The following is a 25,360-nucleotide window of genomic DNA, read 5'->3' as shown; positions in this document are numbered from 1 at the left end:
GCCGTTCCTTGCACTTCTTCTTGGCAGCTTGGCCTGTAGTCGGTATTTGGTTTACCGCATTGGGTATCAGCACCATGGCGTTCAACTTGAACGGTTTCAACTTCAACCAGTCAGTGATTGACTCTCAAGGTCGTGTCATTAACACATGGGCTGACATCATCAACCGCGCTAACTTGGGTATGGAAGTAATGCACGAGCGCAATGCTCACAACTTCCCTCTCGACTTGGCTGCTGGTGAAGTTGCTCCTGTTGCATTGACTGCACCTGCAATCAATGGCTAATTCAAAAAATCTTAGCTAAATAAAAGCGCCCTCCACAAACGGGGGCGCTTTTTGTTTTTGAGACCATTTTCAAAAACAGTATAAAAGAACTTGCTACACCTATAGTTTTAGCTCCAAATGTATTGTCATTGCTGTTTTAGTCAACTTTGCAAATTAAACTACCTCAAATAGAATCTCTTTGAACTTTAATGATTACAACAACCACCCCAAATTTCCTTGAGAATGTCATCATAGTTAAGGTAAAAACATTCTGGAGATAAAACTACGGTTTACGCACGTCCTTTAGCACGATTAATTGAGCAACTACAACGGCTGCCAGGAGTTGGCCCTAAAAGCGCCCAAAGACTGGCTTTGCATATTTTGAAGCGACCTGAAGCAGAAGTAGAAGCTTTAGCACAAGCACTAATTGAGGCAAAAAAACAGGTAGGCTTGTGTTCTGTCTGCTTTCACTTATCTGCGGAACCTGTTTGTGAAATCTGTCGTAATGTCAACCGTGATAACAATACCTTCTGTGTAGTAGCGGATTCTCGTGATGTGATTGCGCTGGAAAAAACCCGCGAGTACAAAGGCAAATACCACGTCTTGGGTGGGGTGATTTCCCCTATTGATGGTATTGGGCCAGAACAGTTGACTATCCAAGCTTTAGTGCGGCGGGTGAGTCAGCAAAAACCTCAAGAAGTAATTTTAGCAATTAGTCCGAGCGTGGAAGGAGAGACAACGACGCTGTATGTTGGGCAGCTACTGAAACCATTTACTAAGGTGACACGAATCGCTTTTGGTTTACCTGTGGGTGGTGATTTAGAATATGCCGACGAAGTGACGCTGGCCAGAGCTTTGGAAGGACGGCGAGAGTTGGATTAATTCTGAAGTCAGCCATCATGAGAAGACGATGTGCTGATTTTTCTTTACATACCGAGAAAAATAATTTTTGAGATAAACTAATGCCATTGTGTAAGGAATAGAACAATGGCTAATCAGAAGATGGTGCAATTACTCGGTCTGGGGTTTGTTACTGGCTGCTTTTGTCTAGGTATTGGTATTGGAGTCTTCATTCGTTTTGGGCAATTGCAACCATCAGATGCCGCTACTTCATCCACTGAACTTGAGCCAATTCCATTTGCTGTGCCCGAACCTGGCCCATTAGGAGAAGAGCAAACTTTTCCAAACACCATCACTATTAAAGCCGTTGGGGATATTATTCCCAGTACTAATTTTCCTAACTACAGAGAGCCTCGCTTTCAGAAGCAATTGTTACCAAAGTCAGTTAAAGGCTATCTACAGGGAACTGATATTTTATTTGGAAACTTTGAAAGTAGTTTAACGAACTATCCTTACACTACAAAAGATGTCATTCGCGAACAAGTTTTTGGTTTTCGCTCTCCTCTGACTTATGCTAAGTTATTTACTGAAGCTGGATTTAATGCGTTCAATTGAGCAAATAACTATGCAGTAGACTTTCCGAAAATTTGAGCTGAGGTTTTTACATTTTTAGAAAATACCTTGACCGGGCGTTAGCAAATTATTTGGGTCATAGTGTCGCTTTGCACTAACGAAATATCCAGTGTAACGTTATAGCCTTGAGACTCCGTGGAGAGTAGGCTGTTGCGCTTTTAATTTCATTGAAAAAATGCAGCGATCGCCTTGGCAATAAATGTTAAATTACAACATGTAACATTAGGGTGTAGATAAGCGATTGCCAATTTCAAAACTTGCTTACAAAAAATCCCCATCGAGCTTATTCTAATAGAAGACGGGTTGAGATAGGATAGTAGGCGATCGCTGCTAAATAAACAATGCTGGAGAAACATAAAAAAATTCTCCTAAGGCTTTTGCTTGCTCTTTACTAATTGCTCTTTTCTCGTTGACAACTTCTGAAACAACTCCTTTAGAACCGATAATTCCTATTAAATCAGATTGTTTAATTCCTCTTGCTTCCATCAAGTGTTTTAGAATTGCATGAGGAGATGCTGGCTCTATAGGGTAGTGCTTATTTTCAAACTCTTCAACTAGAATAACTAAAAGTTGCAGTATAGCAGTCTGCTCTGGTGTCCGCTGTTTACAAGCCATTAATTTTTCCACAGCTTCTAGAGTGCGATCGGATTCTGCTTCTGTAGCGATCGCTTTAGGTTGAAATACCAAAAGTTGACTGTAAATAGTTGTATTAAAATAAGTGGTCATATTCTTCTCGCCCGCTTGGCGGCCGCCCAAGGTAATTTTTTGGTCAAGAATAGGGTGTTGGGTGTAGTGAAGACGGCATTGGTGGGGGTTCAAGCCCTACCAATGCAATCGCCTTAAAAGATGGAGCTTGTACCCAAGGGTGGTTGGGGTTATCTCTTCCCCTACACCCCACACCCTACACCCCGCCCCAACGGGGCTTGGTCATCATCTCATCTTCTATAATTAGTAAAATCTGCACCTATAATCTTAGGCATGAGACTGTGACAGAAACTGGAAGCTACAAAGATACTGTAAACCTACCCAAGACTAACTTTGATATGCGGGCAAACGCCATCAAGCGCGAACCCGAAATCCAAAAGTTTTGGGAAGAAAATCAAATTTACGATCGCCTCTCCCAAAACAATCCAGGCGAATTATTTATACTGCACGATGGGCCTCCCTACGCTAACGGCTCACTTCATACTGGTCATGCCTTAAATAAAATTCTCAAAGATATTATTAATCGCTACCAACTATTACAAGGGCGTAAGGTGCGCTACGTTCCTGGTTGGGACTGTCACGGTTTGCCAATTGAACTGAAAGTTTTGCAGAACATGAAGTCAGCAGAACGGCAAAACTTGACACCTTTACAACTGCGCCAGAAAGCGAAAGAGTTTGCTTTAAAAACAGTAGATGACCAGCGTCAAAATTTTAAACGCTACGGTGTTTGGGGTGATTGGGATAATCCTTATTTAACTCTGAAGCCGGAATATGAAGCGGCTCAAATTGGCGTATTCGGTGAGATGGTATTAAAAGGATACATCTATCGCGGTTTAAAGCCTGTTCACTGGAGTCCTAGTTCTAAAACTGCTTTGGCTGAAGCTGAGTTGGAATATCCAGAAGGTCATACTTCCCGGAGTATCTATGCGGCTTTCCCAGTTACGAGTGTTGCGGAAGCTGTGAAATCGCAATTAGCAGAATATCAATCTGATTTGGGTGTGGCTGTTTGGACAACTACACCTTGGACAATTCCGGGGAATTTGGCTGTAGCGGTGAATGCAGACCTTAACTATGCACTAGTGGAATTCTCAAGCCCAGAGGTGCAGAGTAGCTTTAAATACCTGATTGTTGCTGCTGATTTGGTGGAGAGTTTATCTGCCACTTTAGGAGTTGAGTTAACTGTAAAAGCCACTTTCAAGGGTAAGGATTTAGAACATACAACTTACCGACATCCTCTGTTTGACCGGGAAAGTCCGGTTGTGGTTGGTGGTGACTACATCACAACTGAGTCGGGTACAGGATTAGTACATACTGCCCCCGGTCACGGTCAAGAAGACTACATTGTTGGTCAGCGCTACGGTTTGCCTATCCTCGCACCAGTTGATGACAATGGTGACTTTACCCAAGAAGCGGGACAGTTTGTCGGGTTGAATGTGTTGGGTGATGGTAATCAAGCGGTAATTGATGCGCTGACTGCGGCTGGTTCTTTATTGAAAGAGGAACCTTATCAACATAAATATCCTTATGACTGGCGGACGAAAAAACCGACGATTTTCCGAGCGACCGAACAGTGGTTTGCTTCGGTAGAGGGATTTCGGGAAGAAGCGTTAAAGGCGATCGCTTCGGTAGAATGGATTCCAGCCCAAGGTAAAAATCGCATCACGCCAATGGTGGCGGAACGTTCTGATTGGTGTATTTCCCGTCAGCGTGCTTGGGGTGTGCCAATTCCCGTTTTTTACGATGAAGAAACGGGGGAACCACTACTGAATGCCGAAACCATCGCCCACGTTCAAGGAATCATCGCCGAAAAAGGTTCCGATGCTTGGTGGGAGTTGTCGGTAGCGGAATTGTTACCAGAGTCTTACCGTAATAATGGACGGTCTTACCGCAAAGGTACAGACACGATGGATGTCTGGTTTGATTCTGGCTCATCTTGGGCAGCTGTGTTAAAGCAACGTCCAGAGTTGCGCTATCCTGCCGATATGTATTTGGAAGGTTCCGACCAACATCGCGGCTGGTTCCAATCGAGTTTGCTCACCAGTGTAGCGGTGAATGACATTGCGCCTTACAAAACTGTGTTGACTCACGGCTTTGCCTTGGACGAACAAGGGCGGAAGATGAGCAAGTCAGAAGGAAATGTCGTTGACCCAAATGCAATCATTGAAGGTGGGAAAAATCAAAAAGCAGAACCGCCCTACGGTGCAGATGTCTTGAGATTGTGGGTATCATCAGTAGACTATTCCGGTGATGTCCGCATTGGTAAAAACATCATCAAGCAACTGAACGATGTTCGAGGCAAGATTCGCAATACAGCGCGGTTTCTGTTGGGTAGCTTACACGATTTCGACCCCGAAAAAGATGCAGTACCTTTCGAGGAATTGCCAGAACTCGACCGCTACATGCTGCACCGCATCACTGAAGTGTTTAAGGAAGTGACAGACGCTTTTGAAAGCTTCCAATTCTTCCGCTTTTTCCAAACAGTGCAGAATTTCTGCGTGGTGGATTTATCCAACTTCTATTTAGATGTTGCCAAAGATAGACTGTACATCAGCGCGCCCGATGCGTTCCGCCGTCGCAGTTGTCAAACAGTGCTGAAGATAGCTTTAGAAAATTTAGCACGAGCGATCGCTCCTGTGTTGTGCCACATGGCAGAAGATATCTGGCAATATCTCCCATACAAAACACCTTACAAATCGGTATTTGAGGCTGGTTGGGTGCAAATAGAGGAAAAATGGCAGAATCCAGAATTAGCAAAATCTTGGAAAAAATTACGGAAAATCCGTGATGATGTCAACAAAACTCTAGAAAGATATCGATTACAAAAGACAATCGGATCTTCTTTAGAAGCGAAAGTTGTGCTGCATGTCTTTGATGAGAAATTGCGTCAACGTTTACAAACTCTCAATCCTAAAACTCATGGTTCAGTTGAACAAAGTAATGGTGTAGATGAGTTACGTTATCTGTTTTTAGCTTCTCAAGTAGAAGTGCCATCTGAACCCATTTTTGAGGAAGGAGATGATGCTGACATATATTTTCAGGTTTACAAAGCAGATGGGGATAAATGCGATCGCTGCTGGAACTACTCCACCCATGTGGGAGAATCAGCAGAGCATCCCCTAATTTGCGAACGGTGCGTTGCAGCCTTAGCAGGGAATTTCTAAAAGTTATGAGTGAGGAGTCTAACTCATAACTCCTCACTCTTAGTACTCAGCACTCAGCACTCAGCACTCAGCACTTTTTATAATTTCTCCAACAACTCTTGAGTTAACTGCAAAAATGCTTTTGAACCACCTGATTGGGGAGCATTTAAAACAGCTGGCATAAAGCTATCAACAGCCTTTGCAACATTTACATCAACTGGGATTTGTGCCCTACAAATTTTTTCTACACCGAAATCTTCCACAACCCGGTGCATCACTTGTTTATAGTATCTGCCGTTTAACAAATTACCACTGCACATACTGAAGACAATTCCTAACATTTTGATATCTATCTTTGCTTCTTGTTCGTGACTGTCTTTTAATTGACCAATGCGCCTTTCCAGCAATTGAATACCCACTATTGATAAAGGTTCTGGTTTAGCGGGAAGGATATAGAAATCGCTAGCAGCTAAAGCACTACGAGTTAATAAATTATAACCAGGGGCACAATCTAAGAGGATAAAATCATACTCTTGGCGAACTGGTTTTAAAATATTATTAATTAAGACTCTTTCAAAACGATTCCACACAGTTTCAAAGTCTTGTTCGCCCAAAGCGGTTGCTTGTTGATGCAGCATTTCCGAGACAACAAATTCATCATATAAATCGATATCTCCCGGCAATAAATTCAGTCCAGGAAGATTACACACCTGGGGTTGAATAATATCTTGAATAGTTTGTGTGGACTGCGATCTAGCAGGATTGATAATTTCATCTATCAAATATCTAAAAGTTTTACTTTGTTTGCGACGCTTGGCAAACTCTATAGGTGACATCAGACTAAGTGTGGCGCTGATTTGGCTATCTAAATCAAGAACAAGCACCCTCTTACCATAATTTTTTGCCAAACAAGTAGCTAAATTAACGGTGATGGTAGTTTTGCCGACACCGCCTTTCATATTTGCAGTTGCAATTACATATCCCATTGGTTAATTCCTCTGATGACGCATTCCCATCTAGGTAGCGTACACCTATCTTAAACATTTAAAACTTCCGCTTAATTTAATATTTTCCGGAACTCAGAAGAAAAAGTTTAGTAATATTTACTCACTTGAGGCAATCAGATTATCACAATGTTGGTTCGGTCTAGGTTGACGGTATCCGAATATTTTTTGCGAACAAGCTTTGTAAGCGATGCAGTTGAGCGCCGATTTGGTAAAATAAATCGCCTTTGCCTAACAGATAAGCGGCAGCTGTTTGTGTACCACCCAGAACAATTTTTGAGTCTGCTTCGCTAGCAGTTCGTAGGGCAACTCTTCCTGGTAGATTTGAGCGAATTATCGGCGTAACAACTTTTGCCTCTGGGCGTTGAGTGGCAATAATTAAATGAATACCAGCTGCTCGTGCCATTGCTCCCAAGCGCTTAATACTTTGTTCTAATACTATACGGATTTCTTTTTCTGCCATAAAATCGGCATATTCATCAAATATGCAGACAATACGAGGTAAAGGTTTGGTAGAACGATGATTGTAAGTGCTGAGATCGGCACAACCGACTTTTTCAAACTGCTGGTAACGGGACTCCATCTCTGCAACTAATTCTTCCATAAGTTCAGTAGCGCGATCGCTATCTTTGACAACTGGGGAGTATAACCAAGGCATCTGCTCAAACTCTGGAAATGTAACCCGCTTGGGATCGACTAGGGCAATTTTTAAATGTTGTGGAGAATGACGATTGAGAAGGCTAAGAAGAAGCGATCGCAAAAACTCACTCTTCCCACTACCAGGTGTACCACCAATCAAAAAATGACAAGTATTAGGATCGGATAACTCAGCCTCTAACAACTGTCCCTCTAAATTTACCCCAATTGCAATTTTGACAGGCGCAGTTGGCGGTAAAAATTGCGGCTGAATATAGTCCTCAAAACTCGCAATTTGCCGATCTGGACGGGGCAAATCAACACTGACATAACCAGCCTGCGGGGCAATTAAAGGCGGATTGGCTAACCCTAGCTGTACTTGTAAGTCGTTAGACAAGCGCAGAATCGAGTTAACACTCACACCTAAATGTGGTTTCAGCTTCACCCTAATAAAAGCTGGCCCAACAATAGAACCTTGGTAATCAACCTTGATTTTAAAAGATTGCAGAGTAGCAGCTAACTCTTCCCCCATAACATCAGCGTTGGGTGATGGCGGGTTTTTCTTTGTAAACTCCTCAACTTTTTCTAAAGTAGGTTGCGGGGGATCGAGCTCTGTATCAGCAAAAAAAGTTTGACACTTTTGCTGCTGGGGGCAAATTTTACAAAGATGAGGCTGAGTTGTTGGCGGTGGCGGATTGGGATGAGGCGATTCCCAAGTTAGCCATTGCTGCATCTGTAGCAATTTATAGGGAATCAACTGATGCACCGCACTTTCTAACTGTTCCCAAGAATAGTAATACTCTTTAAATTCTGGCAAAACACAGTAAACCGCTGAATCAACAGCAACTTTTTTCTTTTGCCATAGCATGTAACTATAAAGCGAAACTTGAGCTAATTGCGCTGATGGATCTACAGGTTGATAAGTTTTAAATTCAACTACACAAAGACGCTTTAATTCAAAATTGAAGACCAAGCAATCAAATTCACCTCCTACTCGTTGCTGCGTCCCGTTAGGTAGATCGAAATAATGCTCAAGGCTGCGTTCTTCCGAGACAAAAGTATTACTAATAACTGTTTCTGCACTACAATAGCGTCGATTAATTACCAGTAATTCTACAAAGCGTTTAATCAGTCCTTGTAATCCATACCAAACTTGTAGCAGTGCTGGTGCTTTGCTTGCTTCTTTTTTTATTATTTCTTGTAAATAGGGATAAAACTTAAGTTGATAAAATAGCTGTTGCATTTGAGAGGAAATTTCCTCTACATTTAAATTTGATGCAGCAGGTTTAAAAAATGTTTTAAATTGTGGTTCGGCAATAGCTAGGCTAACAAAATCATCAGCTAATTGATGAAAAGCATTACCGATGCCGACAACAGTATTTGGCGGACAAAATATTGCTTTGTCACCAAACTTATGATTTAGATAGAAAAGACGGGGACACTCAAAAGCAACTCTAACCTTAGTAGCTGTTAAAGATGAGTTTTCAGATTTATTTTTTGACTGTTTTGAATTGTTGTTTAACATATCAACAATATTATTTATAACATTGGGGTTAGAGATTTCAAGTAAGCGACGATGCACAGCGGCTAGATACACTGTATCCATTGCAGCGTATTGTAGCTGCTTTTCGCTTAGAGGACGCTTTCCCCAGTCACTTCTTCCTTCTTCTGCGTCTACATTGGAAAATTTGCAGAGTTCTGCTGCTAAAGTTTTAAGTTGTAAATTAGAAACTTGTAGGCGTTGACGAGTAACTTTTCTAGCAAGCTGTAAAGTACAAGTGACATTCTTAGCTAGTTGTCCTCCTAAATATTTAAGGTCAAAACTAGCATTGTGAAAGACTTTCTCAATTTGGGGATTAACCATGATTTGGTTAATAAAATATGTTGCCAAATCATGTTTACCCATTACATCAAGGATGTAAGCAGATGTACCTGTTGAATCTATTGGTTCAGCCAATACCTGAATCAGTGACAATTTAGGTGAATAAGTGTTCCAATTAGCAACTTCGGTATCTAACCATAGTGTTTTTGCTGTTGCTAATTTGGATATCAAACTTTGAATTTCTGCTGCTTCTATCAGGTAGTGCATTGACTAAAAATTTAATAAGTAACATTATTATTTAAGCAACTAAACAAATTAATTGGTCTTGCAACTTATCTTTTGGGTTAATAAGTTTAACTTTTTTCTCTTGACACAAAAGCTCAATTAATAATTTAACATCACTTTCTTTTACAGAAGGAAACTGCTCGGCAGACTGTTTGATTAAAGTTGGTACTCCCATAAAACCTTGGGTTTTGATGAGATTTAATAAAAAATCTTTAACTGGTCGTAAATCTTCTTTCCCGTTTCCATCATTTCCAGCATTTTTTTGTTTAGGAACAATTCCTAAATACTGCAATAATGTGCATTTATCTAAAATCTTTGACTCACGGATTAAAGATTGTAGTTTCTGTAAAGTAATAGTCTTACCTGCAATAACTAGTTCCTGAGCTACTGCGGAATTAACTAAGCTATGGTATGTTGCTAAATAGTGAACTGAGGAAAGATTTGGTTTAATGTGAATATGCTTAGTACTTGTGAAAATCTGACTATAGATTTTATTACCAGCAAGTTTTGCATTTCCTATACTTCCAATTCTAATGAGATACAAAGTTTGACAAAGGTTTTTCTGAATAGCTTTCTGGCAGGCATTCATCACATTATAAAAACTATTCATATTAGCATCTTCTGTCCAAACTATTCCTACATTTTCTCGCTTACCTGGCTGTTGATAACTCAAAGAATAGCTTGCATAAACTCCGCTGATGAGTTTAGGTTTAATTGCCTGTACTTGTAATGCCTCTAAAGCTTCTTGCACCATCCGTATGAGTTCAGATGCTGCTAAAAGAGATATTTTAGCAATCTTATCCTGAACTTTTTTATATTCTTGCTGCCAGATTAATTGAAACTCAGCTTGTTCTCTTTCTTTTTCGTTAATTATGGGAGGTTCAATATAATCTACTTTTTCTATTTTAACCTTTATAGTTCCAGGATTAACAGGTAGTTCTTTTTCTGGTTTTGGTGGTGGCAGAATTACTACTTTATTATTCTTGAGAAGTGAATACTTATATTTTTGATATTCTTGCTTTCCTAGATATAATACAGTTCTCGGTTTAGTTTTGCCTCCTGGAAAATTTTCTTGTAATAATTGCTGAGTTAAAGGAAAAATTTGTAATTTAGGCTGAGGTTCAGCTTTTTGATGTAATGATTTTAGAAGATAAGTCCAAAGAGCTTCCGCTTGTTCTAGAGTAATATCTTTTAATTTAACTGATTTATCAATTCTGGCTCTATCAGCCTGTTGAATTTGTTTTTCATTCCTGTTCAAAGTCTGAGTTATCACACTAATAATTACTAAAAAATTTTTTAAATTTTCTCCATGTATAGTTGTATTTACATCCAAAAAAGGTTGTAGTTCTAGTAAGCCATCTAGTAATTTTGGCATTGTGTCCAAGTTATCAAAGCATAAAACTATTGGCTGAGTTTCTGTAGAAATTCTGCCAAAATTTGCTAAAATACTTTTTGCGCTATCTTCTGTATCTATACAACTTTTAACTTTTAGAATTTGCATAGATTCTTCACTTAATTCATCTCCTTTTAACCACTCACAGGCTAAAGGATATAATTCTGGATTTGTCAGATCGTGCAATATTCCAAAAAATATATCAGGATTATATATACGTGCTTGCTTGTAGGTATCCTTAAGATGTCTGATAAATTGTTGTCTATCGCTTTGTAGTAAATTCCAAATACTATCATTAAAAATTCGCTGTTTTATATTACGTTTTGTAAACGCTGATAGACTTTTTAACCATATCATTAACTGCGATTCTTGTTGCCTTTCTGGAACTTGAATTAAACTATCAATGGTATAGCGTAAAATATGCCGCCAAATATTACTACTATCAAACCAATCACAGAGAATATACGCAAAAAATGCTTTGGGATTTAGGGTATGCTTAAGCCTACCCAATAAATGACTTTTACCAGAGCCAGCATCTCCTACAAGCAATATAGAACGGCTACGATGATCGGTAGCTACTAGGTCTAATATACCTTCGATCTCAGTTATTGCCTCTTGATGAATTGAATCGACCGTAAGTGCTGAATCTTGCTTTTCGTCCCAAAAATTAGTGGGTCTTATAGTTATCAAATCGAAAGGATTAACCTCACGTTTGATGATGTCGTCAATACTTGCCATGTTTCTAGTTAAATGAAAAAGATAAGTTAATTAAGAAGTGAAAATTACCTGATGTACTGCTAATTCGCAGAGATAAAGAACAAGGAACCACCGATCTTTTGAGGAATTCCAGCGTCAACTTGTTCTGGAGTATAAGCATTAGCTTCTTGCAAAGAACTCAACTCGATTTGGTCGTTCTTTTGCAAACGATATAAAGCCTTATCTAATTCATCCCGTGAAAGTGGCGGTTGTAATTTATCCCGCAGATGGAAAATGGGTAAATAGTTATCTGTACCCAATTCTCGGTCTAATTTCTCAATAATTTGTAAAATTTCTTCATCATTGATTTCTTTATTAGTAACATCGCTGGTAGGTAGAAAAGCAGACACTTGCTCTGGCTTAACTCGTAAAGTCTTCCGTAAAAAACGTAGATAATTACTCAGTAATTCCAAGCTGATAACAGGGTTAGAGCCTTTGTTGGGACTATAATCATCTCGTAAATACTCAATTCCTCTTTGTGTCAGCCAAACCTCAGCTTTTGTCTTTTTGATTTTTGTTTCAGCTTCAATTAATCCCCGTTCATCTAAGATTTTCAATATCGCGTCTCTTTCAGCAGCTTTCAGCGAGGTGATTTTGCTAGGTGCGATTTTGCCGGAAGCTTTACTTATTTTCTCCAGCACATTCAGTTCTTTGTCTGCGATGGGCACTTGACCAGGATCTTTTAGCAGTGCTTGACCAGGGGGTAAAATTTTGACCGTGGCAATCTCACGGGTATAATCTACCAGTTCGCGATCGCCCAATTTTTGACAAATTTTGTCCTTCCCTTTAAAAGTCTTGAAGGCGTTTGCACTTAGGCTTGCTCGATAATTTTCAAATCCCAACAACTTTAACAGGAACTTTAACTCATCAGTATCCATACGGCTAATGCTTTGATTTGCTTTAGCACTACTCTAGCTTGAAGTGCAAAGATTTACACACTTTCTTCATCGTAGTTATAATTAGTGCCAATTACTATGGTGGGTTGTGCGATCGCACATTCACTACTTTTAAATAAGTATTTTTACTCAAAAATCTCTGCAAAACATCAAACGTCTTTGGCAAAAAAGCCCCTCATACACATACAGGAGACATACTTGAGTGACGACTTCCTCGATTCGCACTTTGTTCATCACTAAAGAAGTGCCTTATCCACCTGTAGGAGGAGTAAATTTACGTACTTGGCAAAACATCAATATCATGATGAAGTTTGGCCCTGTTGGTGTTTTTTCAGCTTCTAACTGGAGTCCTAAAAGCACATTTCTACCCGGAGTTACTTTATGGAAACATGCCAACGTAGCCATCCAGCGTTCAAACTGGGAAAAACTAGAAAATCGGTTGTGGTGGCTGCATCCTCGCAGACATCCAGATGCTGATTGGGCTTATGCCAAAACTGCGGCTGAGGAATTAAACGAAACCCTCACCCAATTTCAGCCTGATTTGGTAATCATTGAGGAAGTATGGCTGTACTCTTACCTGAGTGTAGTGAAGCGTCATAAATGCCATATTATCTTCGATAACATTAATGTTGAAGCATCCCTATGGCAGCAGAGATACAGTTCAACTCAAGGCTTCAAATCACAGTTAAAAGCAAAGATTCAGCTAGAACATCTCAAATCCATCGAAAGTGACTTTGCAAAGCAAGCTAGCCAAGTATGGGTTTGCAGTGAAAATGATTCTAACTTAATAACCCAGTATTACGGACAAGTATCACCAACTCACGTTGTACCTAATGGAATTAATGTAGCGCACTACGACAGCATACACTCTGGTGAATGCAAACCAGAAGCGGGATTAGAGGACACACAGCGAAATTTACTCTTTCTTGGTCAGCTTTCTTACTCACCTAACACAGTGGCGGTTGAGTTACTCATTAACCAAATCTACCCGCAACTACGGGAACTATACCCAGATAGCCGTTTATTGTTAGTTGGGCGCAACCCCACTCAATTTATGCAGGCAGCCGCTAAACGAGAACCCAGCATTATTGTAACTGGCAGCGTTGCAGATGTTCGACCCTATTTAGCTGCTGCCAGCGTGATGGTTGTACCTTTACTTCAAGGCGGAGGTACGCGCTTAAAAATCTTAGAAGCTTTTGCAGCTGGCTGTCCTGTTGTTAGTACTGCCAAAGGCGCTGAAGGTATTAAAGCCAGAGATGGGGAACACTTACTAATTAGAAATGAAGTTGAAGAGTTAGTTGCAGGAGTGAGTCAAATCTGGTCAAATCCCTCTTTGGGAGAAAAATTAGCTAGTTCTGCTTATGAATTAGTACAGGCAAAATACTCTTGGGAAGCAGTTGGTCGCAAGATTGAGCTAGCTGTTCAAAAGTTACTTTCTGAGTAAGAGAATAGACAATGAAAACACAAGGTTAGACATGTATATGCTGACTACCCTAGCCTTTTTTCTAGGTTTTGTTCTTTGAAACTATGTGAGAGGATTAACCCAGTATTTAAACAAAGCTTAAAGATATTGTTCTTGAATGTGATATATATCCCCAACTCAACAGGAGCGATCGATGGTGGAAAATAGCGAACTGAAGAACAAAGTAGCCTTGATTACTGGCGCAAATAAAGGTTTAGGGTTAGAGATGAGTCGCCAACTCGGACAACATGGATTGACAATTCTCATCGCAGGACGCAATCTAGAAGCAGTTAAGACCGCAGCCAGTAAGTTAGACAATCAAGGAGTTAAAGCTCAAGCGATCGCTCTTGACGTAGGCGACAGTAAGCAAATTCAATCTGCGGTTGAACAAATTGGCGAACAGTTCGGGAAACTAGATATTTTAATCAACAATGCAGGGGTATTTCTAGATGGTGATTGGTTAATTAGTAACGCTAGTTCTGTTTCCATAGATATTATTCGACAGACATTTGATACCAATTTTTTCGCTTTGGTAGAACTAACTCAAGCGCTGTTACCATTAATTTTAAAAAGTCCTAGCGGTCGAATTGTAAATATGTCGAGTATTGAAGGTTCTCTAACACTTCATGCAGATCCCAATTCACCAATTTATGACTCAAAACCATTTGCTTATAATGCTTCCAAAGCAGCAGTGAACTCATTTACCGTCCATCTAGCTCATGAATTACGCAATACACATGTAAAGGTAAATAGCGCTCATCCTGGTTGGGTGAAAACCGAGTTGGGTGGTGAAGGTGCAATGATGGATATTACAGAAGGAGCGAAAACAGGAGTAGAGTTAGCGATGCTCCCTGATGATGGCCCCAGTGGTGGCTTTTTCCATTTAGGTCAACCAGTGCTTTGGTAGAGAAATTTAATTAATTGCATGGATTACGCTCGAACATCTAGCTTTTAATTTTGAAATAGCTAGGCTTTGTTTTTGATTTTTGATTTATCAATTAATGACTATTGTAGGTTTGAAGCTGCTATTACTAACTAACGCAACTTCAAACCCATTATTTTATCAGGTTTTAGAAACGACCTCTAGAAGCCGGTAAATATAGACCTGATTATTCCGAATACAGTGCCTATAGGATTGAAGAAAGTACCGACAGCATCACCCGCCTGCGCTATCTTTGAACGGTTAACTACTACAACATCATTATTGCGGAGTATGGGATTAGTTTGCTCGTTAATTCCTTGGGAAAAATCAACTTTTACTTGACGTTTTGTCACAGAGCCATTAGGGTTAAGGCGAATCAAATCTACAGTAGTCGTACGAGCTCTGGAATCATTAAATCCGCCAGCAGCGAGTATTACTTGGTTTAATGAGCTATTGGGTCGAACGTCTACAGCTCCCGGTTTTTTGACTTCACCTACTACACCAACTTGAATGGTTGAAGGAGATAAAGTAGTACTAGCTAATTGCGTAGCTTCTGCTGGGTTGATCTCTGTTGCGGTAGGAACAATAATCGTGTCCCCGTCCTGTAAAACTACGTCTTGATTGACATCACCACTTTGCAATAATTGCCAAAAGTTGATATCTACTGTTTGTTCTGTGCCAGTTCTTGTTGGTCGCCGTAACTTCAGATTGCGAATATCAGCTTGTGAGGTAATTCCCCCAGCTAGTTGAATTGCCCGCGACACTGTAGGCAAACCAGTACCAGCAGCTCCTCCCGCTTGCCCCTCTTGACCGCCTGGGGTAGTCCCTGGAGAGACAAGATACGATCCGGGACGATTAACTTCACCAATAATTGCTACTGTACGGGGTGTAGTTTGACTGGCAGCAAAGTTCGCTGCAAATAAATTACGTGCTTCTGCGACGTTGAAGGTAGTTGCAGTCGGCACAATGATGGTGTCTCCATCTCTTAAGGTAAGGTCTTGTGCCCCATTACCTGTTTGGATAATGTCTTTTAAATTAAGAGTCACAGTTTGTTCGCCAGAGCGTCCTATCTTGCGCCTTAATTTAACTTGAGTGACATCTGCTGCCAAAGTAACCCCCTCAGCTGTTGTCAATGCGGCTAGTACGGTTGGGTATTGAACGCCTGGATTATTCCCTGCGCCTCCACTTAAGCTCAAAGTGTAAGATCCCGGACGTGTTACTTCTCCAGCAACCAAAACGTTTATGGGACGAGGCGATAAAAGGTTGACCGAGATTAAGGGACGTTTGAGAAAGCGGGAGTATCTTCTGGCAATTTCATCAGCAGCTTGTTCCGTTGTTAGTCCGAGAACAGGTACGCTGCCAATTAAAGGTAGGTTAATCGCTCCACCTGGAGGAACTTGATATTCGCCTGTATATTCGGGTACTTCAAATACGTTTACACGAATGAGATCGCCACCTCCTAGTAAATAATTTGTATCTACTGCTTGTATGTCTGGCGATGTCGGTTGTGTATTTTGCGGAAAATTTTGAGTATTAGTAAAACCTGGTTGTGTACTAGGAAATCCTGGTTGTCCCTGAGCTAGGCTGGCAGACGAAACAACAGCATTAAAAGCTGTCAATAAAGCCACACCCAAAATTGGTTGAGTAAGGAATTTCAACAAACCTGTGTTAAGCATATTTACCTAAAGCTCTGAGACTACGGTCGGTAAAGTATTGTCTAAACATTATTTATCGTGACTATACTGAAGTATTTAAATTACCCGACATTCTTATTTTCCTAGAAAAATTTGCTTTTCCGGAGGTATATTGTTTATTATGTTTGAATTTTTAGTAAAGTTAGCTTAAAGTTTAACTGGCTTAGACAAGAGTAACTTTAAACCATATTGTTGTATTAATTACCTTTAATCCTATTTTTTTGACATAAAAAAATAGTAGCTTTAAATACTATTTATCATAGTAACAATATTTAAATTAAGCAAAGTCATTTTCCGATAAACAATTGAATAGTATAGTTCTGACTATAGTGGTAGCGATCGCAACTTAAGTAGCATACATTTGTATTAGCATATAAATGATTGATGAGTTGCAAATATTATTGTAATGATACAAATATGTAGAGTAAAAAATAAGAATAGTTCTAAATAATTAGGAGTTAGTAGTTTTAACTACTAACTCCTAACTCTTAACTTCTAACTTCAACTTTTAAGCGAATGCAGCAGTTTTCACGTCATTATTCGCCAGAATTTCTTGCAATTCTTCAGCATCTACTGTTTCTTTATCAACCAGCATTTGCGCTAGTTGATCTAGAATGTGGCGATTACTCACCAATACATCTTTAGCGCGTTGGTAGGCTACATCCACAAGTTTGCGGACTTCTTCATCAATGGCAGCTGCGGTTTCTTCAGAGAAATCGCGTTCTGACATGATATCCCGACCGAGGAACATGTTACCTTGCTGACGACCAAGGGCTACAGGCCCAAGTTTGTCGCTCATGCCAAATCGAGTAATCATCTGCCGGGCAACCCGCGCTACTTGTTGCAAATCGTTAGAAGCACCAGTGGTAACTTCTTCGTCACCAAAGATTAATTCTTCGGCAAGACGACCGCCTAACGCCACTGCCATCTGATTTTCTAGATAAGCACGGCTGTACAAACCAGTGTCCATCCGGTCTTCACTGGGGGTAAACCAAGTTAAACCACCTGCGCGACCGCGAGGAATGATACTGATTTTTTGTACTGGGTCATAGTCTGGCATCAAAGCACCAACTAAGGCGTGACCAGCTTCGTGATATGCTACCAAGGTTTTGCGCTTTTCGCTCATTACTCGGTCTTTCTTTTCTGGCCCAGCTAGCACGCGGTCGATGGCATCGTTGATTTCATCCATGGAAATTTCTGTCAAATTCCGCCGCGCTGCTAAAATTGCGGCTTCATTCAACAAGTTGGACAAATCTGCACCGGTAAACCCAGGAGTGCGGCGAGCAATTTTATCCAAGTCCACATCTTTCGCCAAGGTCTTGCCACGGGCGTGAACTTTGAGGATTTCACTACGTCCGGCATAGTCGGGACGGTCTACAACAACTTGACGGTCGAAGCGGCCGGGACGCAACAATGCTGCGTCTAAGACATCGGGACGGTTGGTAGCGGCAATAATAATGATGCCAGTGTTACCTTCAAAGCCGTCCATTTCTGTAAGCAACTGGTTGAGGGTTTGTTCGCGTTCGTCGTTACCACCGCCTAAACCAGCACCCCGTTGCCGACCTACAGCGTCAATTTCATCAATGAAGACGATACAGGGAGCATTAGACTTAGCTTGCTCAAACAAGTCGCGGACGCGGGATGCACCCACACCCACAAACATTTCTACGAATTCCGAACCGGAGATGGAGAAGAATGGTACGCCAGCTTCACCAGCAACAGCACGAGCTAGGAGAGTTTTACCTGTACCAGGAGGGCCAACTAATAATACGCCTTTAGGAATTTTTGCACCAACTGCGGTAAAGCGATCGGCGTTTTTCAAAAAGTCTACAACTTCGTTTAATTCCAGCTTGGCTTGGTCAATGCCAGCGACATCGCCAAAGGTCACTTGAGTTTGGGGTTCCATTTGCACTCTGGCTTTGGACTTGCCAAAGTTCATCGCTTGGCTGCCAGGGCCACTTTGGGCGCGGCGTAGCAAGAAGAATAAGCCAACCAGAAGTAATACAGGGAAAAATAAGCTGCTTAATGCTTTAAACCAAAAACCTTCATCGGTCTGAGGTAAAACGGAAATATCAACGCCTTGTTTAGTAAGAGTATTGATTAGGTCTGGGTCGTTGACCAAAGTTACTAGCTTTTTATTGGGGTCATATTTAGGTGTAACCAGAGCTGTAGCCCGGTCTGCACTCAAACTGACTTTTTCGACTCTGCCTTTTTCAACTTCTTGAATAAACTGACTGTACCGCCATTGATCTCTTTGTTGAGGTTGTTTATCAAAGAATGCTGTTCCTAGGGCAATCACAACAATAAACAGCAGCGCATACAGCCCCGCATTTCTCCATCGTTTATTCACTGAGGTCTATCCTCCTATATTTTTTGTGCGTTCTCGCAGCGTCTCTAAAAGAGAGGGGCATTATTAAGAATTATGTTAACTTATTTTAAGGTATAACAGAATGGCGCTCCTGTCATGATAAAAAAACCTTTTATTTGCTGAAAAATCGGATGGTGGGGATTATATTGTAACGATTCTGGAGGCTGGCAGACGGTATGGATGGGGATAATTTCTACCACACTATTAGTGTAGGCGATCGCTTCAAAACCCCGAACTAATTCTCCTGTCCAAGGTTCTTCCCGCACTACCAAATCCTGGTTTCGCAGCCAATTAATTAGTTGCGATCGCCCAATTCCTGGTAAGATTCCTGCTGTTAGCGGTGGTGTCCACCAATTGCCATCGCGCCATCCCCAGAGGTTGCCTGTAGTAGTTTCTAGCCAATTGCCTGCGGCATCCACTAAAATCGCTTCTTGAGCATTCAACTGTTGGGCGCTAGTTTTTGCTAACCAAGCGCTGAGGTAGTTTCCAGTTTTATGAGAGGGTAAAGAGCGATAAAATTCCGACATTGCCAAAGTTGTGGTAATGCCATTATTTTGTTTTTCTGCCAAATCTTGTGGTAACAATCTCCCAATTATCCATTCTCGTCCGTCGGGAAACAGTGTGATTCTGAGAATGGGGAAGTACGCGCAGAGAATTTCTGCACCTTGACGGACGCGGTTCCAGTCTGGTTGCTGCCAACCAAAGGATTGTAAAGAGAAGAGTAGGCGATCGCAATGCAATAGCCAGTTAGTTAAACTACTATCAAGCGAGTTGTTGTAAACTCGCAGGGTTGTAAAAATTGTTGCCCCATAGAGTAACCCCGGATCGTTAATATCTAATTCAAGGGTTTGGGACTGAATTAGTCTGCCGTTGTACCAAAAAATTTGATTTGTCATTTGTTAATTGTCAGTTGTCAGTTGTTAATTATTTAGTTATTTTTTCTATGACTACTGACCACTGACTATTGTACAGACGCGATTAATCGCGTCTCTACTGACTCATCATTCAATCTTTTGGAGGGAAGATAATTTTTTGAGTACCTTCTGGAGTTGTAACTATCTTTCCTCCTAAAACTTCGATTGCGTTAATTGCTCTTTGACGAGTATATTTGTCTACTTGATTACCTAAAATCATTCCCCAAGTAGCTATTTGTGCGTATTTACTGTTAGGATTGTGACTGAGAAATTCCGCAGTTCTCAAGGCAGTAGCTGCTACATACTTACTTTCTTCATCAGAATACTGACTAGCCCACTTTGCTGCCATTAAAAAGGATTTTCGAGCAGCTTGAGAATCTCCTAAAAATAATAATTCATCTATTGCTTTATAGCGCCACACATAATAAGCTTTGTCCTCTACTTGAGGAGATAGCGATTTTAAACCTTTTTCTATAAGATTTATAGTTCTTTCTGGCATAGCAGCATATAGTGAAGTACTAGTAGAAAGACTTAAATAAACTTCTAAAAATCGAGGATCGCGTTCTATAATTACTTCAAAATATTCTGGACTGAGGCTATAGCCTGTTCTAGCACGCACGTCATCATCGCCAAAGTATTGTAAAAAATTGAGATACACCCAATCTGCAATCAAGTTATCATAACCAAAACTAGGCATTATTTTCAGAAAATTAAGCCTAATATTTTCGGCTTTGACATCTTTTTCTAAAATCTCCAATGAAGTAACTTGTTGGCTATCTAGTAATTTTTGCAGTTTGGGAAATTGAATCAGTCCAATTCCTAACATACATAAACAGACTATAAAAGACCCGAAAACGGCTTGACGAGATAATAACCACATATTTTTCTTGTCTTTATTGGTATGATTACTTCATTGTATGCACTATATTTATTTTGCAAATAGAGAATCAAGTCACAGAGGATAGTAAAAGTAATTTTCATTCTTCTTTAGGAGAAAAATCTGGAAAGCTGATAATTGTTTCAACTAATTAAACTACGCAAATTTTCACTCTTCAATTCTTTCAATCCAAGCGAAAGAAAATATATCTAATTAGGTAGACTTAGATGAAATATTAAGTTGTTTTGAGTTTACTTACTTTTTTTAAGTAAAATTGCGGATGCTGACAATATAATATAGAATTAAATTTTATTTGTATTCAAACTTGCAACTACCAGAATATTATGGAATCTACTCTTACAGAAAACAGGGAAAGTAACGGGCAAGCTATTACAACAAAAGTTGGTGATTTTGAAACAATAGTTACTAATCTGAATGCCGATAGAAAAGGATTTAATTTTGATGATATTGCTGATGCTATCAAGAAAGCAATAGTTGGAGTTGTTGAATTAGAAATCACGACTTGGGTTTCAGAACCATCTCCCGATTTAGGTAACGAACTACTAAATAGACAAGAAATTCCCAAATCAGGCAATCGAATGCATACCGTAATTAATATGGTAAATGGTGATATCCAAAATGAAGTTGGGAGTCAATTTGTTGGCAGCGGCCCCTATGCAGAACTTCGAGAATTTCATTTAAGTCAAGTTAAAGAAAGTAAAGAGATTATTCAAAAGAATATAGAAACTGTACATAAAATTTATGACATTTTGGTAGAAATATCGAAATCTCGTAAAAACACACAAGAATCTGGCTCTCGCTTTTAGGCTTTATTGTACTGATAGATAAACTCAAATACCTACAGGAAACTCAACAAATCTGTAGGTTAATTGGCTTGGATTGCTACTCATAACTTTAGGGATTTTACTATGTCTAATGGTAATATAGTGCCAACTAAAACAACAAATGCTATTCAAGCTCAAAACAAAGCTAGAAACTTATTAGACAAATTAGTATCATCTGTACAGACATTAGTTGAAGATATCACAGCCTTAGAAGTGAATACAATGGTTGTGGATAAAATTAGTGCTGCAAAATTTAATGCTTGGCAAGCCTATCAAGGAATCTATTCTATAAGTGACAAAGATTACTTTGGGGAAAAAGGAATTCCTGAAGAACTGCATCAGCGCTATCAAAATTTATTTGCACAACTAGAAAGAGAATATTTTTACATTCTCATTGATTCCGAAGAAACATTGAATCCAGAGCAGCAAGAAAAAATAGAAAGGTATCAAAATCGTCTAGAATGGCTAAAAAAACAAAAAGATGGAGAAATAGTTGAAACAGATCCAAAATATGTTTCGTTAGCTCAACCAATACTACCTGCTCCATCTCCTATTTTGGACGATCTAAATTCGGAAGATAATTTAAAAAGACAAGAAAGATGGCGAGAAAATCGCAAAGAAATTCAACAACTTTTGAATAATGCTAGGTTTGTGCGGACTTTGCGTAAAATGTCTGAACTTAAAGCTGCACTTGATAGTGGAGACATTCATAGTGCAGAGATTGATATTATTTATGCTCAAACTGTGATGCAGTTAGATGGAGATATTATTACGAGATATCATAAAGACTTGTTTGCATTATCTGAAGAAGCTAAAAATTTAATCCTGAAAGCGCATAATGAAGGAGTAATTGCTGGAGAAAAACAGTGGCGTGGAACATTCAGTTTCTTGATTAATTTAGTACAGAGTATTGCGAATTTATCTTCTAATGGACGCAGTTAGTACAAAACACAATCCAGTTGATGCTGCTATTTCTCTGATTTTGCAAGTTCCTCAAGGCGATCGCTTTGAAATCCAGGTTAAAGAATCGCAGTATAATTTATATCTAAGCGAAACTATTGTTAAACAGATTCAGCAGGCACAAAAAACGGGTAGTACTTTATATATTCCACCCAGTCTGCTAATTCCTCTTTGGTACTACACTTGTATAAGTTATAATTTTGTACCAGAAAATGAAGAAGGAATTACTGTAAAACAGCCTGCTATTGAAGTTGCACAAACATGGGAAAAAGAAAAGCACAGAAAAATCCTGAGACGCTTTTACAGTGAGAAAGTGCTTCGGGAGAGTTTCCCACAAATTGCAGATGTTTACTCTCAGAACTTTCAAGGTAAGAGGAGAGAAAAAAATCAAAATTCCGATTTAAATCATTATCCTAAAATACAAAATCTTCCGATTTTCTATAGTAGTATTATTTTTAATATATTAAAAATAATTATCAAGAGGAGTTTTCGTAAAGAAATAATATTACAAACTGAATTTACTTTTAATTCTTATTATAGACAAGAGCAATCTGCTGATATAGATGAAGAACCTGTTTTGCAAAGTACTGTTTTTTTCAATGGCGATGTTTTTCACAAAATTAAGAAAGATTTTTTAGAAACCAATTCCCAATTTTCAACAGTTGTTTCTGCCCATTACTGGCTAGCCGAACAAGTACTCAGCTACTTTCGGAGTAATTTTAATCTCCTAATTTGGGAACTCGCTTCGCTTGTACCTGCGGGGATTTTAGCTATTAACCTACATTTAGCTAATTGGACATTATCATTTGCTACTTGGTTAGGAACAACTATATTACTTGCTACTTTCCGTTCTGGGTTGTTAAATCAATTGCAAAGACGTACTACTATTCACTGGAAATATTTAGATTATTTTGCGTGGGAATTAACTTGTCTGATTCCTGCTATCAAGATTGCTACTACTAATGGTTATCAAGCATTATTGATGATGATTTTATCGCCTCTTGTACCGCCAGTTTCTAAACGTCTTTTAGCTTTTATTTGGCCACAAATAGGCAAACTAATGATACGTCGTTTATTGTCTTCCTATAGCGGATAAACGATCGATATTTTCTGTAGTAGTGTAATGTATTTTACCTTTTTAAGAGATGCCAACATTGTTGAGCGATCGCCCAATCCTCTTGAGTGTGAATTACTAATATCCGTACTGTAGAATCAGGGGTGGCAATATCTTCATCAATAGGCTGCTGCTGATTTTTTTGAGAGTCAATTTTTAAACCCAAAAATTCAAAGGCTTCACAAGCAGCTTGGCGAATTTCCGGAGAGTGTTCGCCTACGCCTGCGGCGAATACTAAAACATCTAATCCTCTCAAACTAGCCAACATCGCCCCAATCCCAGACTGCAAGCGATGCACGTACATATCCAAAGCCAGTTTAGCGCGACAATTACCTTGAGCGATCGCTTCCATCACCTTGGGCACATCGCTGGATACTCCCGAAATTCCTCGCAATCCTGAAGCTTTATTCAGCATATAGTCCAAGCTTTCGGCGGAGTAATTAGCATACCGCAATAAATAAATCAGAATTGCCGGATCGACTGAACCAGAACGACTACCCATCATCAGTCCTTCTAGAGGTGTAAATCCCATAGTTGTATCAATACTGCGACCATCTTTAATAGCTGCTAAAGAGCAACCATTGCCTAGATGACAGGTGATTAACTGCAACGATGCTAAATCTCGACCCAGAATATCAGCTGCGCGTCTAGAACAGTATTGATGACTGATGCCATGAAATCCATAGCGGCGGATACCTTGTTCTATCCATTCATAGGGGCCGGGATAGATGGCTGCGGCATCGGGTAGAGTGGCATGAAATCCAGTATCAAAAACTGCTACTTGAGTGACTTCTCCTAAGCTTTGTTGAATAGCTTCTATACCTTCTAAAGCCGCTGGATTATGTGCTGGAGCTAGATTAGACCAACGAGCGATCGCTTTTTTTACATCCTCAGTGATAATCGCAGGTTGTCGGTAATCCTGCCCACCATGTACTACACGATGCCCGACCACATCAATTTCTGACAACTGACCAATTACCTTAGTCGCACCGCGACTGAGAGTGTAAAGCATATAGGCGACATGGGCGCGTCGAGAGTCGCCATAGATAGATTCGTGCAGCGTTGCACCCGTAGCAGTTTTTACCTCAATTTCAGCTACGCCTCGGTCTTGTGTCCAGTTGACTTTTCCTTCCCAGAGAGGCTGAGGTACTTCTTTCGGTAGAGCTTCATCTGCAATCTCATACAGACAACTCTTTTGACTACTTGAGCCAGCATTGAGTACAAGTATCTTCATAACAATAATAGGTATATCACTAATGAAAAAATATAATTTATTATTTTGAGTTTACTATAGGAAATATTTTTTACAGTCAAATAAATAGCTAATATCAATTTGCTTACTGTTCAAATTTTTAGTTTTATAAATATGAGCTATATTCAGAAGTTGGTTGATAAAACTTGCAACTATCTTTAGGCTGAGATTGTTATATATTTCGCTATCAATAACACCTGAATAAAGGTAAAAAGACCTAGATTAAAGTTAAAAAAAACTAGAAGCGCAAATTTTGCTAGAGAGGGTCAGATATTCAAGTAAACTAGGGAACACAGAGAATATGTGGTGCATGAATGGTAAGAAAAAGCCCTCAACCAAAAGCGACATCATCTGAAGTACTAGAATGCGTGCAACAGAATTGTCCCAGTTGCGGCAAACCCATGTGGAATGAGTACAACAATCTGCGACGTGTGAGAACTCTTAAAGGAGTGATACAACTACTGTTGAAAATTCGCCGTTGTCAAAATAGCTCTTGTGAGCGTTACAAAATTAAGTATCGACCAGAGCAGGAAGGTTCGTGGGCATTACCACAACAGGAATTCGGGTTAGATGTGATTGCAC

17 protein-coding genes and 3 pseudogenes are annotated in these 25,360 nt (G+C 39.8%); 10 read left to right on the top strand and 10 right to left on the bottom strand.

Translation table 11 applies throughout. From position 1 onward, the window contains the following. From I8752_RS14815 to I8752_RS14805, 3 genes and pseudogenes are all read left to right on the top strand, one after another. A pseudogene (locus tag I8752_RS14815) lies at positions 1 to 281 on the top strand (photosystem II q(b) protein); the annotation flags it as partial. 294 nt (positions 282 to 575) lie between these two features. Then, positions 576 to 1,142: a recombination mediator RecR gene (gene recR / locus I8752_RS14810; RefSeq protein ID WP_214433082.1), complete on the top strand. Its 567-nt coding sequence runs from the start codon at positions 576 to 578 to the stop codon at positions 1,140 to 1,142. 105 nt (positions 1,143 to 1,247) lie between these two features. Further along, positions 1,248 to 1,712: pseudogene (locus I8752_RS14805) on the top strand (CapA family protein); the annotation flags it as partial. A 351-nt stretch (positions 1,713 to 2,063) separates the two neighbouring features. On the opposite strand, the gene I8752_RS14795 reads toward I8752_RS14805, so the two are convergent. After that, complete coding sequence (locus tag I8752_RS14795) at positions 2,064 to 2,459, bottom strand: helix-turn-helix domain-containing protein (RefSeq protein ID WP_214433080.1); 396 nt, start codon at positions 2,457 to 2,459, stop codon at positions 2,064 to 2,066. Between the two features lie 260 nt (positions 2,460 to 2,719). Between I8752_RS14795 and ileS the strand changes: the two genes are divergently transcribed. Beyond that, positions 2,720 to 5,599, top strand: a complete 2,880-nt coding sequence (gene ileS, locus I8752_RS14790; protein ID WP_214433079.1) for an isoleucine--tRNA ligase — start codon at positions 2,720 to 2,722, stop codon at positions 5,597 to 5,599. Between the two features lie 77 nt (positions 5,600 to 5,676). On the opposite strand, the gene I8752_RS14785 is transcribed toward ileS, so the two are convergent. The 4 genes from I8752_RS14785 to I8752_RS14770 all read right to left on the bottom strand — a co-directional run bounded on the left by I8752_RS14785 (position 5,677) and on the right by I8752_RS14770 (position 12,352). Next, on the bottom strand, positions 5,677 to 6,564 hold the full coding sequence (locus I8752_RS14785) for a ParA family protein (RefSeq protein ID WP_214433078.1): 888 nt from the start codon (positions 6,562 to 6,564) through the stop codon (positions 5,677 to 5,679). 160 nt (positions 6,565 to 6,724) lie between these two features. Further along, positions 6,725 to 9,307: a DNA translocase FtsK gene (locus I8752_RS14780; RefSeq protein ID WP_214433077.1), complete on the bottom strand. Its 2,583-nt coding sequence runs from the start codon at positions 9,305 to 9,307 to the stop codon at positions 6,725 to 6,727. 31 nt (positions 9,308 to 9,338) lie between these two features. After that, positions 9,339 to 11,456 carry an ATP-binding protein gene (locus I8752_RS14775; protein WP_214433076.1) on the bottom strand — a complete coding sequence of 706 codons (2,118 nt, stop codon included), beginning with the start codon at positions 11,454 to 11,456 and terminating at the stop codon, positions 9,339 to 9,341. 59 nt (positions 11,457 to 11,515) lie between these two features. After that, the gene (locus tag I8752_RS14770) at positions 11,516 to 12,352 is read right to left on the bottom strand and encodes a transcription factor RcaD (RefSeq protein ID WP_214433075.1); all 837 of its coding nucleotides are present in this window, start codon (positions 12,350 to 12,352) and stop codon (positions 11,516 to 11,518) included. A gap of 220 nt (positions 12,353 to 12,572) precedes the next feature. Between I8752_RS14770 and I8752_RS14765 the strand changes: the two genes are divergently transcribed. Both I8752_RS14765 and I8752_RS14760 read left to right on the top strand, forming a co-directional pair. Continuing rightward, the gene (locus I8752_RS14765; protein ID WP_214433074.1) at positions 12,573 to 13,814 is read left to right on the top strand and encodes a glycosyltransferase family 4 protein; all 1,242 of its coding nucleotides are present in this window, start codon (positions 12,573 to 12,575) and stop codon (positions 13,812 to 13,814) included. 172 nt (positions 13,815 to 13,986) lie between these two features. Beyond that, entirely contained in the window at positions 13,987 to 14,739 is a 753-nt protein-coding gene (locus I8752_RS14760) for an SDR family oxidoreductase (RefSeq protein WP_214433073.1), read from the top strand. Between the two features lie 176 nt (positions 14,740 to 14,915). Here I8752_RS14760 and I8752_RS14755 read toward each other — a convergent pair whose 3' ends face one another. The 4 genes from I8752_RS14755 to I8752_RS14740 form a co-directional block, all read right to left on the bottom strand. Continuing rightward, on the bottom strand, positions 14,916 to 16,430 hold the full coding sequence (locus I8752_RS14755; protein ID WP_214433072.1) for an SLBB domain-containing protein: 1,515 nt from the start codon (positions 16,428 to 16,430) through the stop codon (positions 14,916 to 14,918). Between the two features lie 526 nt (positions 16,431 to 16,956). Continuing rightward, positions 16,957 to 18,798: an ATP-dependent zinc metalloprotease FtsH3 gene (gene ftsH3, locus I8752_RS14750; RefSeq protein WP_214433071.1), complete on the bottom strand. Its 1,842-nt coding sequence runs from the start codon at positions 18,796 to 18,798 to the stop codon at positions 16,957 to 16,959. Positions 18,799 to 18,878: 80 nt separating this feature from the next. Beyond that, positions 18,879 to 19,712 (bottom strand): aminotransferase class IV, encoded by an 834-nt coding sequence (locus I8752_RS14745; protein WP_214433070.1) that lies wholly within the window; start codon positions 19,710 to 19,712, stop codon positions 18,879 to 18,881. A gap of 109 nt (positions 19,713 to 19,821) precedes the next feature. Beyond that, complete coding sequence (locus I8752_RS14740) at positions 19,822 to 20,610, bottom strand: hypothetical protein (protein WP_214433069.1); 789 nt, start codon at positions 20,608 to 20,610, stop codon at positions 19,822 to 19,824. 341 nt (positions 20,611 to 20,951) lie between these two features. Here I8752_RS14740 and I8752_RS14735 point away from each other — a divergent pair, with 341 nt between their 5' ends. The 3 genes from I8752_RS14735 (at position 20,952) to I8752_RS14725 (ending at position 23,508) form a co-directional block, all read left to right on the top strand. After that, complete coding sequence (locus I8752_RS14735; RefSeq protein WP_214433068.1) at positions 20,952 to 21,434, top strand: hypothetical protein; 483 nt, start codon at positions 20,952 to 20,954, stop codon at positions 21,432 to 21,434. 102 nt (positions 21,435 to 21,536) lie between these two features. Next, entirely contained in the window at positions 21,537 to 22,394 is an 858-nt protein-coding gene (locus tag I8752_RS14730; protein ID WP_214433067.1) for a hypothetical protein, read from the top strand. Continuing rightward, positions 22,381 to 23,508, top strand: a complete 1,128-nt coding sequence (locus tag I8752_RS14725) for a hypothetical protein (protein ID WP_214433066.1) — start codon at positions 22,381 to 22,383, stop codon at positions 23,506 to 23,508. The genes I8752_RS14730 and I8752_RS14725 overlap by 14 nt, the downstream gene beginning before the upstream one ends. Before the next feature lie 34 nt (positions 23,509 to 23,542). Here I8752_RS14725 and I8752_RS14720 read toward each other — a convergent pair whose 3' ends face one another. Then, entirely contained in the window at positions 23,543 to 24,760 is a 1,218-nt protein-coding gene (locus tag I8752_RS14720; protein ID WP_214433065.1) for an acetate kinase, read from the bottom strand. A gap of 332 nt (positions 24,761 to 25,092) precedes the next feature. Between I8752_RS14720 and I8752_RS14715 the strand changes: the two are divergent. Then, positions 25,093 to 25,360, top strand: a pseudogene (locus I8752_RS14715) (ISNCY family transposase); the annotation flags it as partial.

Origin of the sequence: Dendronalium phyllosphericum CENA369, from assembly GCF_016056275.1 — a bacterium.
Lineage (GTDB): Bacteria > Cyanobacteriota > Cyanobacteriia > Cyanobacteriales > Nostocaceae > Dendronalium > Dendronalium phyllosphericum.
This window is presented reverse-complemented; position numbering and strand designations above follow the sequence as displayed.

Excerpts from the sequence above, each read along its gene's own strand:
- I8752_RS14795 (WP_214433080.1), bottom strand. The coding sequence starts at position 2,459 with ATGACCACTTATTTTAATACAACTATTTACAGTCAACTTTTGGTATTT.
- I8752_RS14785 (WP_214433078.1), bottom strand. The coding sequence starts at position 6,564 with ATGGGATATGTAATTGCAACTGCAAATATGAAAGGCGGTGTCGGCAAA.
- I8752_RS14780 (WP_214433077.1), bottom strand. The coding sequence starts at position 9,307 with ATGCACTACCTGATAGAAGCAGCAGAAATTCAAAGTTTGATATCCAAA.
- I8752_RS14775 (WP_214433076.1), bottom strand. The coding sequence starts at position 11,456 with ATGGCAAGTATTGACGACATCATCAAACGTGAGGTTAATCCTTTCGAT.
- I8752_RS14770 (WP_214433075.1), bottom strand. The coding sequence starts at position 12,352 with ATGGATACTGATGAGTTAAAGTTCCTGTTAAAGTTGTTGGGATTTGAA.
- I8752_RS14760 (WP_214433073.1), top strand. The coding sequence starts at position 13,987 with ATGGTGGAAAATAGCGAACTGAAGAACAAAGTAGCCTTGATTACTGGC.
- I8752_RS14755 (WP_214433072.1), bottom strand. The coding sequence starts at position 16,430 with ATGCTTAACACAGGTTTGTTGAAATTCCTTACTCAACCAATTTTGGGT.
- I8752_RS14745 (WP_214433070.1), bottom strand. The coding sequence starts at position 19,712 with ATGACAAATCAAATTTTTTGGTACAACGGCAGACTAATTCAGTCCCAA.
- I8752_RS14740 (WP_214433069.1), bottom strand. The coding sequence starts at position 20,610 with ATGTGGTTATTATCTCGTCAAGCCGTTTTCGGGTCTTTTATAGTCTGT.
- I8752_RS14735 (WP_214433068.1), top strand. The coding sequence starts at position 20,952 with ATGGAATCTACTCTTACAGAAAACAGGGAAAGTAACGGGCAAGCTATT.
- I8752_RS14730 (WP_214433067.1), top strand. The coding sequence starts at position 21,537 with ATGTCTAATGGTAATATAGTGCCAACTAAAACAACAAATGCTATTCAA.
- I8752_RS14725 (WP_214433066.1), top strand. The coding sequence starts at position 22,381 with ATGGACGCAGTTAGTACAAAACACAATCCAGTTGATGCTGCTATTTCT.
- I8752_RS14720 (WP_214433065.1), bottom strand. The coding sequence starts at position 24,760 with ATGAAGATACTTGTACTCAATGCTGGCTCAAGTAGTCAAAAGAGTTGT.